The sequence below is a fragment of the Methylorubrum sp. GM97 genome, from assembly GCF_024347855.1.
Classification (GTDB): Bacteria; Pseudomonadota; Alphaproteobacteria; order Rhizobiales; family Beijerinckiaceae; genus Methylobacterium; species Methylobacterium extorquens.
In genome coordinates, this window is record NZ_AP025942.1 from 5279403 (window position 1) to 5291880 (window position 12478).

The window sequence follows — 12478 nt, forward strand, 5'->3', positions numbered from 1 at the left end:
CGCCCGGCCCCGATGCCATGGCAGCGTGATGCCCGCGCCTCGACCAAAGAACCGCCTATGACCCGCGCCCTGATGATCCAGGGGACCGGGTCCGATGTCGGCAAGTCGCTTCTGGTGGCCGGGCTTGCCCGTGCCTTCACCCGGCGCGGCCTGACGGTGCGTCCGTTCAAGCCGCAGAACATGTCGAACAACGCCGCCGTCACTGCCGATGGCGGCGAGATCGGCCGGGCCCAGGCGCTCCAGGCTCGCGCCGCGCGGGTCGCGCCCTCGGTCCACATGAACCCGGTGCTCCTGAAGCCGCAGAGCGAAGTCGGCGCGCAGGTGGTGGTGCAGGGGCGGATGATCGGCACGGCGCGGGCGCGGGAGTACCAAGCCTGGAAGCCGCGCCTGATGGCGTCCGTGCTCGACAGCTTCGCGCGGCTGCGCGGCGAGGCGGACATCGTGCTCGTGGAGGGTGCGGGCTCGCCAGCCGAGGTGAACCTGCGGCAGGGCGACATCGCCAATATGGGCTTTGCCCGGGCGACCGGGACGCCGGTGGTGCTCGTTGGCGACATCGACCGGGGCGGCGTCATCGCCAGCCTCGTCGGCACGCAGGCGGTGCTGGAGCCCGACGATTCGGCGATGATCCGCGGCTTCATCGTCAACCGCTTTCGCGGCGACCCGACGCTGTTTGCCGACGGCATGGCCCTGATCGCCGCGCGCACCGGCTGGTCGCCGTTCGGCCTCGTGCCGTTCTTTCCTGATGCCGGCCGCCTGCCGCCGGAGGACGCGGTGGCGCTCGATGCCCCGCAAGCGCGCCGTGACGGCGCCGTGCCGCTGATCGCCGTGCTGCGCTTTCCGCACATCGCCAATTTCGACGACCTCGACCCGCTAAGGCAGGAGCCCGGCGTCGCGGTGACCTTCGTGCCGCCCGGCGAGCCCGTCCCGGCGGAAGCCGATCTCATCATCCTGCCGGGTTCGAAGACCACGATCGACGACCTCGAATGTCTGCGCGCGGAAGGATGGGACATCGATATCCGCGCCCATCTGCGCCGCGGCCGTCACGTGCTCGGGCTGTGCGGCGGCTACCAGATGCTCGGGCGCTCCATCGCCGACCCGCAGGGGATCGAGGGCGCGCCGCGTGATCTGCCGGGTCTCGGCCTCCTCGACGTCGAGACGGTGATGACGGGTGAGAAGCGCCTCGTCGCGGCCACCGGCACGACGCTCGCGGACGGCGCGCCGTTCTCCGGCTACGAGATGCATATCGGCGACACGACCGGGCCGGACACCGCCCGACCGCTGCTGCGCTTCGCCGACGGCCGGGCCGACGGGGCCGTCTCGGGCGACGGGCTCGTGACCGGCACCTATGTCCACGGCCTGTTCGCCGACGATCGCCAACGCGCGGCCTGGCTCGCCCGGCTCGGCGCCGCGCCGGGCCTCACCCGCTACGAGGCCGGCATCGAAGAGGTGCTCGACCGCTTTGCCGACCATCTCGAAGCGCATCTCGACTGCGACGGGCTGCTGCGCCTGCGCTGAGGGACGCTCAAGCATCATTCCGAAAGGCGGTTGCCGGCTTTCGGAAAAAGATGATGCAAAGACAAGAACCTTAGCGGCCGAAGGTGAGCCAGAGGCCGGTCCCGGCCGCAACCAGCGTGAATTGCAGCGCGCAGGCCGTCCGGTAGAGCTTCAGCGCGCGCACGATGTCGTCGGGGTTGGCCTCGGCCCGCCCGTCGCCCATCCAGGCATCCTCGACGCGGGTGTCGCCGTAGATGCGCGGGCCCGCGAGCCGTAAGCCCAGTGCCCCGGCCATGGCCGCCTCGGGCCAGCCGGCATTGGGCGAGCGGTGGCGGCCCGCGTCGCGGCGGATCGCCCGCCACGCGCCCGCCGCGGAGACATCCCGGCTCAGGGCCGCCGCCGCGATCAGCAGGAGGGCGGTGAGCCGCGAGGCGGGCAGGTTCACGAGATCGTCGAGACGGGCCGAGGCCCAGCCGAACGCCTCGTAGCGGGGGGTCCGGTGGCCGACCATGCTGTCGGCGGTGTTGATCGCCTTGTAGAGCGCGCCGCCGGTGAGCCCGCCCGCGCCGATCCAGAAGGCCGGTGCGACGATGCCGTCGGAAAAGTTCTCGGCGAGGCTCTCGATCGCGGCCCGGCACACGGCCGCTTCGTCGAGGCTTTCCGGGTTTCGGCCGACGATCATCGAGACGGCGGTGCGACCCCCGGCCAGCCCCTCCGTCCGCAGGGCGGCGGAGACGCGCCGGACATGGACGAACAGGCTGCGCTGCGCCGGCAGGCTCGCGGCGAGAATCGCCAGGACCACCAGCCCGAACCCGTGGCCCGTGAGCGCGGCGAGCGCCGTCAGCCCCAGGGTGACAGCGGCCACCGTGGCGAGCAGCCCGGTGAGCGCCAGGATGCCGCCGAGCCGGCGCGTTCGCGGCGTGCCCCGGTTGAGCCCGCGTTCGAGCGCGGCGATCAGCCGGCCGATCCAGGTGACAGGATGGCCGAGCGCCCTGTAGAGGCGGTCCGGATAACCCGCCATGGCCTCGATCAGCAGGGCGAGGGCCAGGATGCCGAGGGTGTCGGGCGGATGGGTCAGGGCGATCCAGGACATCGTTGGTGGGGTCGGTGCGGGGCGGGATGGGCGGACGCGAGGGGCTGACGGACGATTCGCGCGACGGGATCGCGCATGGCGGCGATCTCGACGCGGCCCGCCGGCTGTTTCCGCGCGCGCCCGAGCCGTGGATCGACCTTTCGACCGGTATCAACCCGGTGCCCTATCCCCTGCCGCCCCTCATAGCCAGCGCCCTTTACCGCCTGCCCTCCCCCGCCGACCTTGCCCGGCTCAAATCTGCGGCGGCGGAGGCCTACGGCGCGCCGGGGCCGGACCATGTCGTCGCCGCGCCCGGCACGCAGATCCTGATCGAAACCCTGCCGCGGCTGATGCCGCCGTCCCGCGTCGCGGTGGTCGGGCCGACCTATGCCGAGCACGCCGCCGCCTGGACCCGCTCCGGCCATACCGTGCGGATGGTGACCGATCCGCGCGAGGCGGAGGGCGCCGAAATCGTGGTGGCGGTCAGCCCCAACAATCCCGACGGGCGCGTGTTCTCGGCCGAGGCGCTGGCGCGCGTCGCCGGGCGAGGCCTCGTCGTGCTCGATCAGGCCTTCGCCGACCTTGAACCCGTGGAGCCGGCGCGGCCGGGGCCCGGCCTCGTGATCCTGCGCTCGTTCGGCAAGACCTACGGGCTCGCGGGCCTCCGGCTCGGCTTCGCGCTCGCCGAGCCGGCATTGGCGCGGCGCATCGAATCCGCCCTCGGGCCCTGGGCGGTTTCGGGCCCCGCCATCGCCGCAGGCTGCGCGGCGCTGCCGGATACCGCGTGGCGCCGTGAGGCCGCCGCCGCCCGGGCGAAGGATGCGGGCCGCCTCGACCGGATGATCGGGCGGGCCGGTGGACGGGTCGTCGGCGGGACGGCCCTGTTCCGCACGGCGGATTTCCCGGACGGGCCCGGCCTGTTCCGGGCACTCGGCGAGGCCGGGATCTACGTGCGGCGCTTTGTCGAGGCGCCGGAGCGGCTGCGCTTCGGCCTGCCCCCGGACAAGGCGGCGTGGTGCCGCCTCTCGCGGGTGCTCAAGTAGGCTGGGATCGGCCGCCGAGCCAGGACACGGCCAGCGCGGCGAGCGCAAAGGCCCCGCCAACGGCGCAGACGCCGGGCCAGCCCGCGAGGAGGAAGGCGCGCGAGCCGAGGAAGGCGCCGGCCGCCCCGCCGATGAAGACGGCGGTGAACAGCACGGTGTTGATGCGCCCGCGGGCGCCCGGTGCGAGGGCGTAGGCACGGGTCTGGTTGGCGATCAGCGCGCCGTTGATGCCGATGTCGAGGAGCAGCACGCCTGCCGCGATGGCGAGGAGCGACACCTCACCGGCGAGCGCCAGCACCGCGAAGGCCGCCGCGACCAGGACGCTGCCGACGATCACCACCGGCCGGGCGCCGCGCCGGTCGCTGTAGCGGCCGGAATAGGGGGCGATCAACGCGCCCGCCACGCCGATGACGCCGAACAGGCCCGCGCCCGCCGCGGTGAGGTCGAAGGGCGGCGCTTCGACGAGGAGGGCCAGCGTCGCCCAGAACGCGTTGAAGCTGGCAAACAGCAGGGCCTGCGACAGGCTGGCGTTGCGCAAGATCGGCTGGCTGCGCACGAGATGCAGCAGCGAGATCATCAGCGCGCGATAGCGCAGGCGCTGCTTCGGTGCGCTGCGCGGCAGCGTGCGCCACGCGACCCCCGCCATGGCGACGGCGAGGCCGGCCGCGGCGAAGAACACTGCGCGCCAGCCGAACTGCGCGCCGACGAAGCCGCTCGCGGTGCGGGCGAGCAGGATGCCGGAGAGGAGGCCGGTCATCACCCCGCCGACTATTCGCCCCCGGCTCGCATCGGGCGCAAGCTCGGCGGCGAAGGGCACCGCCTGCTGCGCGGCGCAGGCGAGTACGCCGATGACGAGGCTCGCCGCCGCGAGCACGGCGAGATTCGGGCTGAGCGCGGCGACGACCAAGGCGACGGCCAGCCCCAGCAACTGCCACACGATCAGGTCGCGCCGCGGCAGGGCATCGCCCAGGGGCACGAGGAACAGGATGCCCAGGCCGTAGCCGACGAGGCTGGCCGTGGGCACGAGCAGGGCCGCCCGCTCGCCGAACTCGGCGACGAGGACCGCGAGCAGAGGCTGATTGTAGTAGATGTTGGCGACAGCCCCACCCGCGATCAGGGTGAGCCCGACGCGCGTCGTGGGGGACAGGGCGCGGTCGCCCCCCGCATCACGGCTCATTGCTGCGCCGCCCGCATCTCGGCGAGCTGGGACGGGGGCATCGAGGGGCGGGGAAAACGGCATGGACCGCCCCATACGGCAGGCCACCGCCGGACCGCCAGCCCCGGTGAGACCGTGAGGTGCAGCCATCGCGCGGCAGAATGTCCGATTTTGCTCCGATGGCCCGACGAAACGTGCGGTCAAAGACCGTGTCATCGCCGAGGACGAATGGGGAGCGCACGTCGCACCGGCGACACCCGGACGCGCGGTGGTAGCATCCCCCAAAAGAGCGCCTATATGATCAATTGTAAGAAAAACGCACAGCCTTCGCAGCAGCTTGGCCGGGTAACCATTTACAGATGGGCGCGTGATGGCGCACATTTTCTCCAGGTGGCCGGCCGCCGCTTCAAGATGAGGAGTCGTGTATGTCGAATTACCGCGTCCACTTCGCGAAGCAGATCCTCGGGGTGCCCTTCACGGTCGGCTTCGTCGAGATTTCGCGCGCCCGCGATCCGGAGCGCGCGCTGAAGGCCGCAGAGATCCGCTTTGCCCGCTCACGCGGTGTGAACGATTGGCGCGAACGCGCCGACACGGTGGATCTCGCGCCGCATGCGGAGGCCGAGTTCTGAGGGTCGCCGACGGCTCGGCCTCGGCCGACCATCGCCTGCCGCGACAGGGTGATTCGCGCAGCGGAATGGTGTTGCCGGAGGCGCCCGGCAGGGCTCCCGCATACCTCCCATATCTGGCGCCGAGGCGGCGTAGGCTTTAGGTTCCGGTAACGGCCGAGCCTTGTCTGCGTCGGCTCGGCGGATCCAAGGGCTTGTTCGGTCATGGCGGCGATCTCGTTCCTCGGCGATCTCATCCAGACCATCAGCGACCGGGGCCGGGACCTTATCGGCTTGGCCCGCTCCGATCTGGCGCGGACGGCGAGCGCGGCCGACCTCGCCCGGTTCTGCGAAGACCTGATTTCCCGGCGCGGCGAAGCCTCGGGCGTCGCACTCGCGCGCTTGATCCTCGATCGCTACGCTGCCTTTCCCCTTGAGGACCGGCTCGCCTTCCTCGAACTCATCGCCACCGAATTCGGTGCCGACCACGATGCGGTCGATGCCGCGATCGCCGCTTACCGTGCCGATCCGACGCGGGCCCGGCTCGGCCTGTTGCACGTAGCCGCCGAGCCGCGCTCACAGGAACTGATTCGGCGACTCAACCTCGCCCGCGGCGGCACCCTGGCGCTGGTGCGGATGCGCGAGGATCTGTTCACGCTCCGCAAGCGCCTGAAGGACCGGGAGGCCGCCCCGGAGACGATCGACGCGGCGGTGAGCCTCGACAGCGATTTCGAGCACCTGTTCGCCTCTTGGTTCAATCGGGGCTTCCTCGTTTTGCGCCCGATCGACTGGTCGACGCCGGCTGACATCCTCGAGAAGATCATCCGCTACGAGGCGGTCCACGAGATCGCCGATTGGGACGAATTGCGCCGCCGCATCCAGCCGACGGATCGGCGCTGCTTCGCCTTCTTCCACCCAGCCCTGCTCGACGAGCCGCTGATCTTCGTCGAGGTGGCGCTCACCAACGCCATCGCTCCGGCGATCCAACCGATCCTGGCCGACGGGCGCGAACCGGTGCCCGCGCGCAGCGCCACGACCGCGATCTTCTACTCGATCTCGAACTGCCAGAAGGGCTTGGCCGGCGTCACCTTCGGCAACTTCCTCATCAAGCAGGTGGTCGAGGATCTCGCCCGCGAGATTCCCTCGCTGAAGACCTTCGTCACCCTCTCGCCGGTGCCCGGCTTCCGCACCTGGCTCGACCGGGAGCGTGGCGCCGACGCGCCGCAGGGCCTGACGCGGGAGGATGTGGAGGCGCTGCGCCTGCTCGATACCGAGGATTGGCGCAGCGACAAGACGAAGTGCGAGGCGGTGCGACGCGCCATGCTGCCCGCGGCGGCGGCCTATTTCCTGCGCGCCAAGAATGAGAAGGGCCGCCCGCTCGATCCGGTGGCCCGCTTCCATCTCGGCAACGGCGCCCGGCTGGAGCGGATGAACTTCCTCGGCGACACCTCGAAGAAGGGCCTGAAGCAATCCTACGGGCTGATGGTGAACTACCTCTACGATCTCTCGGCGATCGAGAAGAACCACGAGACCTACGTCAATCTCGGTACCGTCGCGACCTCCTCGGCGGTCAGCCGCGAACTGCGCTCCAACCTGCCGCCGCCGCGGGCGGTGGTGCTGGCCGAGGCGGGCTGATCCGCGTCTTCAGCGGGGCGGCGGACGCCGCTTTTTCGCGGCCGCGCGGGACCGAATCCCTCCTCGCACGTTCTCCTGTCCGACGCCCGCCCGAAACTCTCAAGGTGGCGGGCCTAACAAAAACAGGAGTTCCGCCATGGTGGATTCGGATCGCATCGTCGGCACCGCTAAGGATCTCGGCGGCCGGGCGCAGGGCGTGGTGGGCGATGCGCTCGGCTCGGACCGGGATTCGCTGGAAGGCCGCTACCGGGAAGCCGAGGGCCGCGCGCAGCGCATCTACGGGCAGGCCAAGGACACTGTGCGCGATATCGCCGACGATGTCGGCGGCTATGCGGAAGATGCCTATGACCGCGTCAGCCGCAACGGCGGCACGTATCTGCGCGACGGGCGCGAGCGGGTCGAGACGCAGGTCGGGGAGAACCCGTTCCTCGCTCTCATGATCGCTGGCGCTGTCGGCTACGGCCTCGCCCTGCTGCTGCATTCGCGTCGCTGAGCGAAGTAACCAGAGCGCGGCTCTCGATCATCGTCCTAGATGTCTGATCCAGGACGATGATCGAGGCATTCACTTTTGCATCAGCTTTTTCCGAAAGCCGGCAACCACCTTTCGGGAGCATGCCCTAGTGCCGCGCTCCACTGTTCGTCGGTGCTACTGCGCCGTCCAGCCGCCATCCATGGCGATGTTGGCACCGGTGATCTGGCTGGCGCTGTCCGTGCACAGGAACAGGGCGAGCGCCGCTACCTGATCGATCGTCACGAATTCCTTGGTCGGCTGCGCCTTGAGCAGCACCTCCTCGATCACCTGCTCCTTGGTGAGGCCGCGCGCCTTCATCGTGTCCGGGATCTGGCTCTCCACCAGCGGCGTCCAGACATAGCCCGGTGAGATGCAATTCACAGTGATGCCGTGGGTGGCGAGTTCGAGCGCCGCCGTCTTGGTGAGGCCGACGACGCCGTGCTTGGCCGCGACGTAGGCCGACTTGTAGGGCGAGGCGACCATCGAGTGGGCCGAAGCCGTGTTGATGACCCGGCCCCAGCCATTCGCCTTCATGTGCGGCACGGCCGCACGCAGGGTGTGGAAGGCCGAGCAGAGATTGAGGGCGATGATCTGGTCCCACTTCTCGACCGGAAAGTCCTCGATCGGCGAGACATACTGGATGCCCGCATTGTTCACGAGGATGTCGATGCTGCCGAACGTCTCGACCGAGAGCGCGATCAGCCCGCCGATCTCGTCCGGCTTGGTGAGGTCGGCGGGCGAATAGACCGCCTTGACCCCGAACTCGCTCTCGATGCCGCTGCGGGTCCGCTCGATGTCTTCGGGGTTGCCGAATCCGTTGAGGACCACGTTCGCGCCGTCCTTGGCGAAGCTCTTGGCGATGGCGAGTCCGATGCCGCTCGTCGAGCCGGTGACCACGGCGGCTTTCCCTTGCAGGCTCATGATTTCCCTCCGGTTCGCGGGCCGCGCGGACCCTCTCACCCCACGACTTGCCCCAATGGTTCGGCGAAGTCGATCTTGCTGCGCCGCACGCGCTGACGCTAAGCGGCGGTTGACACCCATGCCCGCTTCCCCGAACACCTCGCGCCGGTCGCAGGGCGCCGGGCGGGTGCACGGCTGCCGAGCAAGAAGTTGGACCGACGATCGATGGCGGTGATGCGCTCCTATCTCGACTTCGAGAAGCCCGTGGCGGAACTCGAGGCGAAGCTCGAGGAACTCAAGGCCCTGGGCCAGCGCGACGGCGCGGTCTCGATCAGCGAGGAGGTCGGGCGCCTGGAGGGCAAGGCGGCCCAGGCGCTCGCCGAAATCTACGCTGCCCTCACCCCCTGGCAGAAGACGCAGGTCGCGCGACATCCGCAGCGGCCGCATTTCGTCGATTACTGCGCCGGGCTGATCGAGGAGTTCACGCCGCTGGCCGGCGACCGCACCTTCGGCGAGGACGAGGCGATCATCGGCGGCTTCGGGCGCTTTCGCGGCCGCCCGGTCTGCGTCCTCGGCCAGGAGAAGGGCGCGACCACCGAGGCGCGGCTGCGGCACAATTTCGGGATGGCCCGGCCGGAGGGCTACCGAAAGGCCGTGCGCCTGATGGAGACCGCCGACCGCTTCGGCCTACCGGTCCTCGCCTTCGTCGACACCGCCGGCGCCTTCCCCGGCATCGAGGCCGAGGAGCGCGGCCAGGCCGAGGCGATCGCCCGTTCCACGGAAGCCTGTCTGGCGCTCGGCGTGCCGAACGTCGCCGTCGTTATCGGCGAAGGCGGCTCGGGCGGGGCCATCGCCATCGCCACCGCCAACACGGTGATGATGCTGGAACACGCCATCTACAGCGTGATCTCCCCGGAGGGCGCCGCCTCGATCCTCTGGCGCGACCAGGGCCGGGCGCACGACGCCGCCACCGCCATGAAGATCACCGCGCAGGATTTGCTGCGCCTCGGCATCATCGATTCCATCGTCCCCGAAGCCACCGGCGGCGCCCACCGCGACCGTCAGGCGGCGCTCAACGCCACCGGTGACGCCATCGCCCGCGCGCTGGCCGAGTTCGAAGGCTTGAGCCCGGACGAGGTCCGCGACCGGCGCGCGCAGAAGTTTCTCGAGATCGGCCGCAAGCTGTGAAACGGGGGCTCGGCGCGGGCCTGCTGAACGGCCTGCGCCGCCTCGGCCGGCGCGACCTCCGCGAGCCCGGCGCCGTCAACCACATTTCGCTCGGCAGCCACTGCCATACCGCGCAGATCCTGAAGGGGCTCGATCTGCGCACATGGTCGGCGCCCTTCGACTGGATCTTCTCGTCGCCGGGAATGGTCCGCGATTGCCTCGCCGACGACTTTTCCGATCTGCTCGACCGGCGCCACTACGAGAGCACGCCCCTGCATGAGCGGCAGGCGCCGAACGAGACGCGTTGCCGCCATCTCCTCTACCGGGATCGGCACGCGATTCCGTTCGTGTTCAACCACCACGACCCGGCGGCCAGCGACGAGGATTACCGCTTCCTGCAAGCCGGCGTGCGGCGGCTGCGTGCGGCACTGGACCGGCCCGGTGCCCGCAACCGCTTCTACCTGATGACCGCCCTCCCCACCGAGGCGGCGACGGTTCGGGCGATCCGCGATGCGCTGACGGCGCGGGGTGCGGACAATCACCTCCTGATGCTTCAGCTGCACCAGGGGGAGAGCCGGACAGTGAGCGTGCTCGCGCAGGAGCCGCATCTCGACTGGCTCCGGATCGAGATTCGTTCGCCATCGGTCGGTGTTCGCTTCGCCGATTCCGCCGATGACGCCTTCGTGAAGGCTGTACTGCGCGAGCGCAGCCCATTTCCTGCGGAACCGTGATGGATTTGCAACGGCTGTCCACAATGTGGATCGCCGTCTTGCGGTAAGCTCTGGGTAAGCTTAGCGAGCCTATAGGGTTCGGGGAGTGACGTCCGCAAAAGGGCAGGAATTGCCCTGCGGGCGAGGACACGTAAGGACGGGTTCCCCATGGCTGTGCGTCCGTTTGTGGCGGCTGCTGCCGTCGCTCTGGCGATGACCCTCGGTGCCTGCCAGGACAGCGCCATGCTTGGCGGCGCTTCGACCCGCAGCCTGACGCCGATTCCCCCGCAGACGCTCGCGCTCATGCAGACCAAGGGCATGAGCCAATCCGACCCGATTCTGATCCGCGCCTTCAAGAAGGAAGCGGAGATGGAGGTGTGGAAGCGCGGCGCCAACGGCCAGTACGCGCTGCTGAAGACCTTCCCGATCTGCCGCTGGTCGGGCCAGCTCGGCCCCAAGCTGAAGCAGGGCGACCGGCAGGCGCCGGAAGGGTTCTACGCGATCACGCCGGGTCAGATGAACCCGAATTCCAGCTACTACCTCTCCTTCGATGTCGGCTATCCCAACGCCATAGACCGGGCCAAGGGCGGCACCGGCAACTACATCATGGTGCACGGCACCTGCTCGTCGTCGGGCTGCTTCGCGATGACCGACGCCTCGATGTCGGAGATCTACGCCATCGCCCGCGAGGCCTTCAACGGCGGCCAGCGCGCGTTCCAGTTCCAGTCCTACCCGTTCCGGATGACGGCCTCGAACATCGCCAAGTTCCGCAACGACCCCAACGCGCCGTTCTGGAAGAACCTCAAGGAAGGCTCGGACTATTTCGAGACCCTCAAGGAGGAGCCGCGGGTCGCGGCCTGCGGCACCAAGTACGTGTTCGGCGGTGCCGACGTGGCGGCGGGCAACTGCACGCCGCGGGTCGATCCGCTGGTCGCCGAGAAGCGCGACCGCGACAGCCACGAGGTTGCCGAGCTGATCGCCAAGGGCACGCCTGCGACCCGCGTCGTCTATGACGACGGCGGCCAGAACCCGGTCTTCCGCCCGCAGAAGCCGGAGGGGCCGACCTTCGCGGCCCTGATCGAGAACGAGAAGGAAAAGGAGAAGGAGCTCGCCTATACGGCCAAGGAATACGGCCGCTATCACCTCGGTGACGTCAGCCGGCCGGAGAGCCTCGCGCTCGGGCCGAACGAGTTCGAGGTCGATGCCAAGGGCAAGCCCGTCCTGATCGCCGCCGCCCCCGCCGATGCGCCCGGCCCGACCAAGGCCGCCGCCGCCCGTAAAGAGCAGGTGAAGCCGACGACGGTGGTCGCCGTGCAGGAGCCGGCCAAGGCGGCTGACAGCAAGGCGGGTCACGCCAAGCCCGGCTCAGCCAAGCCGGCCCGTGTCACCGTGGCCGACGCGGACGGCGATGTAAGCGCCTTCAGCAAGGTCCTGGGCAAGAAGCCCGGCAAGGACGAGAAGGTCGCCGAGGCCCACAAGCCCGAGACCCACAAGTCCGAGGCCCCCAAGGCGAAGCCGCAGGCCGCGGTCACGACCACCGGTTCCCTGCGGAACTGATCGCCCCGACGGATCGTCGGCATCCGGAGTCATGATCGTATCGTGAGGCGCCCGCTCGGGTGATTGCCGGAGCGGGGCGCTAACCCCATCGACAAACCGGCGGGCATCCTGTACAGCCCCGCCCAACTCACAACAGGATGCCGAAATCCTGACGCCCGGACTTTACCGGACGGGCGCTAACGGCCGGAGCTTTTTCAATGAACATCATCGAGCAGCTTGAGCGGGAAGAAGTTGCCCGCCTCGCCAAGACCATTCCGGATTTCGAGCCGGGCGACACGGTCATCGTCAACGTTCGCGTCAAGGAAGGCGAGCGTACCCGCGTCCAGGCCTATGAGGGCGTCTGCATCGCCCGGAACGGCGGCGGCCTCAACGAGAGCTTCACCGTCCGCAAGATCTCCTACGGCGAGGGCGTGGAGCGCGTCTTCCCCGTGCACTCCCCGATGATCGATTCGATCAAGGTGGTCCGCCGCGGTAAGGTCCGTCGCGCCAAGCTCTACTATCTGCGCGACCGCCGCGGTAAGTCGGCCCGTATCGTCGAGCGCTCGGACCGCTCCGATAAGGCCAAGGCCCAGAAGGCCGCTGCCGCGACTGCCGCGGAGTAATCCTTATCCAAGAGTGGCCCTACGGG

Annotated in this window: 12 protein-coding genes; 9 read left to right on the plus strand and 3 right to left on the minus strand. The window is 69.4% G+C overall.

The window, feature by feature from the left end:
• Positions 1–57 precede the first annotated feature (57 nt).
• Positions 58–1515 (plus strand): cobyric acid synthase, encoded by a 1458-nt coding sequence (locus tag MSPGM_RS24455; protein WP_003600777.1) that lies wholly within the window; start codon positions 58–60, stop codon positions 1513–1515.
• A gap of 70 nt (positions 1516–1585) precedes the next feature.
• Here MSPGM_RS24455 and cbiB read toward each other — a convergent pair whose 3' ends face one another.
• The gene (gene cbiB / locus MSPGM_RS24460; protein ID WP_015857618.1) at positions 1586–2587 is read right to left on the minus strand and encodes an adenosylcobinamide-phosphate synthase CbiB; all 1002 of its coding nucleotides are present in this window, start codon (positions 2585–2587) and stop codon (positions 1586–1588) included.
• A 26-nt stretch (positions 2588–2613) separates the two neighbouring features.
• On the opposite strand from cbiB, the gene cobD reads away from it, so the two are divergent.
• The gene (gene cobD, locus MSPGM_RS24465) at positions 2614–3609 is read left to right on the plus strand and encodes a threonine-phosphate decarboxylase CobD (RefSeq protein ID WP_015857619.1); all 996 of its coding nucleotides are present in this window, start codon (positions 2614–2616) and stop codon (positions 3607–3609) included.
• Here the strand turns inward: cobD and MSPGM_RS24470 are convergent.
• Positions 3602–4786: an MFS transporter gene (locus tag MSPGM_RS24470; RefSeq protein WP_015857620.1), complete on the minus strand. Its 1185-nt coding sequence runs from the start codon at positions 4784–4786 to the stop codon at positions 3602–3604. The two genes, cobD and MSPGM_RS24470, sit on opposite strands and share 8 nt — an antisense overlap.
• 404 nt (positions 4787–5190) lie before the next feature.
• On the opposite strand from MSPGM_RS24470, the gene MSPGM_RS24475 reads away from it, so the two are divergent.
• The 3 genes from MSPGM_RS24475 to MSPGM_RS24485 all read left to right on the plus strand — a co-directional run bounded on the left by MSPGM_RS24475 (position 5191) and on the right by MSPGM_RS24485 (position 7498).
• A complete protein-coding gene (locus MSPGM_RS24475; protein ID WP_003603680.1) occupies positions 5191–5394 on the plus strand; it encodes a hypothetical protein in 204 nt (67 codons plus the stop codon).
• A gap of 201 nt (positions 5395–5595) precedes the next feature.
• A complete protein-coding gene (locus MSPGM_RS24480; protein WP_015857622.1) occupies positions 5596–7005 on the plus strand; it encodes a malonyl-CoA decarboxylase in 1410 nt (469 codons plus the stop codon).
• A gap of 136 nt (positions 7006–7141) precedes the next feature.
• Positions 7142–7498, plus strand: a complete 357-nt coding sequence (locus tag MSPGM_RS24485) for a CsbD family protein (RefSeq protein WP_003603685.1) — start codon at positions 7142–7144, stop codon at positions 7496–7498.
• Positions 7499–7651: 153 nt separating this feature from the next.
• Here the strand turns inward: MSPGM_RS24485 and MSPGM_RS24490 are convergent, their stop codons facing one another.
• Positions 7652–8437: a 3-hydroxybutyrate dehydrogenase gene (locus MSPGM_RS24490; RefSeq protein ID WP_003603686.1), complete on the minus strand. Its 786-nt coding sequence runs from the start codon at positions 8435–8437 to the stop codon at positions 7652–7654.
• A gap of 213 nt (positions 8438–8650) precedes the next feature.
• Between MSPGM_RS24490 and MSPGM_RS24495 the strand changes: the two genes are divergently transcribed.
• The 4 genes from MSPGM_RS24495 to rplS all read left to right on the plus strand — a co-directional run bounded on the left by MSPGM_RS24495 (position 8651) and on the right by rplS (position 12452).
• Complete coding sequence (locus MSPGM_RS24495) at positions 8651–9604, plus strand: acetyl-CoA carboxylase carboxyltransferase subunit alpha (RefSeq protein WP_182567907.1); 954 nt, start codon at positions 8651–8653, stop codon at positions 9602–9604.
• Entirely contained in the window at positions 9601–10314 is a 714-nt protein-coding gene (locus MSPGM_RS24500; RefSeq protein ID WP_003603689.1) for a DUF1796 family putative cysteine peptidase, read from the plus strand. Before MSPGM_RS24495 ends, MSPGM_RS24500 begins: the two co-directional genes overlap by 4 nt.
• Before the next feature lie 147 nt (positions 10315–10461).
• Positions 10462–11850, plus strand: coding sequence for a murein L,D-transpeptidase family protein (locus tag MSPGM_RS24505; RefSeq protein ID WP_003603690.1), 1389 nt, complete (start codon positions 10462–10464; stop codon positions 11848–11850).
• A gap of 197 nt (positions 11851–12047) precedes the next feature.
• Positions 12048–12452, plus strand: coding sequence for a 50S ribosomal protein L19 (gene rplS, locus MSPGM_RS24510; RefSeq protein WP_003603692.1), 405 nt, complete (start codon positions 12048–12050; stop codon positions 12450–12452).
• The last annotated feature ends 26 nt before the right edge of the window (positions 12453–12478 follow it).

Excerpts from the sequence above, each read along its gene's own strand:
- MSPGM_RS24455 (WP_003600777.1), top strand. The coding sequence starts at position 58 with ATGACCCGCGCCCTGATGATCCAGGGGACCGGGTCCGATGTCGGCAAG.
- cbiB (WP_015857618.1), bottom strand. The coding sequence starts at position 2,587 with ATGTCCTGGATCGCCCTGACCCATCCGCCCGACACCCTCGGCATCCTG.
- cobD (WP_015857619.1), top strand. The coding sequence starts at position 2,614 with ATGGGCGGACGCGAGGGGCTGACGGACGATTCGCGCGACGGGATCGCG.
- MSPGM_RS24470 (WP_015857620.1), bottom strand. The coding sequence starts at position 4,786 with ATGAGCCGTGATGCGGGGGGCGACCGCGCCCTGTCCCCCACGACGCGC.
- MSPGM_RS24475 (WP_003603680.1), top strand. The coding sequence starts at position 5,191 with ATGTCGAATTACCGCGTCCACTTCGCGAAGCAGATCCTCGGGGTGCCC.
- MSPGM_RS24480 (WP_015857622.1), top strand. The coding sequence starts at position 5,596 with ATGGCGGCGATCTCGTTCCTCGGCGATCTCATCCAGACCATCAGCGAC.
- MSPGM_RS24485 (WP_003603685.1), top strand. The coding sequence starts at position 7,142 with ATGGTGGATTCGGATCGCATCGTCGGCACCGCTAAGGATCTCGGCGGC.
- MSPGM_RS24490 (WP_003603686.1), bottom strand. The coding sequence starts at position 8,437 with ATGAGCCTGCAAGGGAAAGCCGCCGTGGTCACCGGCTCGACGAGCGGC.
- MSPGM_RS24495 (WP_182567907.1), top strand. The coding sequence starts at position 8,651 with ATGCGCTCCTATCTCGACTTCGAGAAGCCCGTGGCGGAACTCGAGGCG.
- MSPGM_RS24505 (WP_003603690.1), top strand. The coding sequence starts at position 10,462 with ATGGCTGTGCGTCCGTTTGTGGCGGCTGCTGCCGTCGCTCTGGCGATG.
- rplS (WP_003603692.1), top strand. The coding sequence starts at position 12,048 with ATGAACATCATCGAGCAGCTTGAGCGGGAAGAAGTTGCCCGCCTCGCC.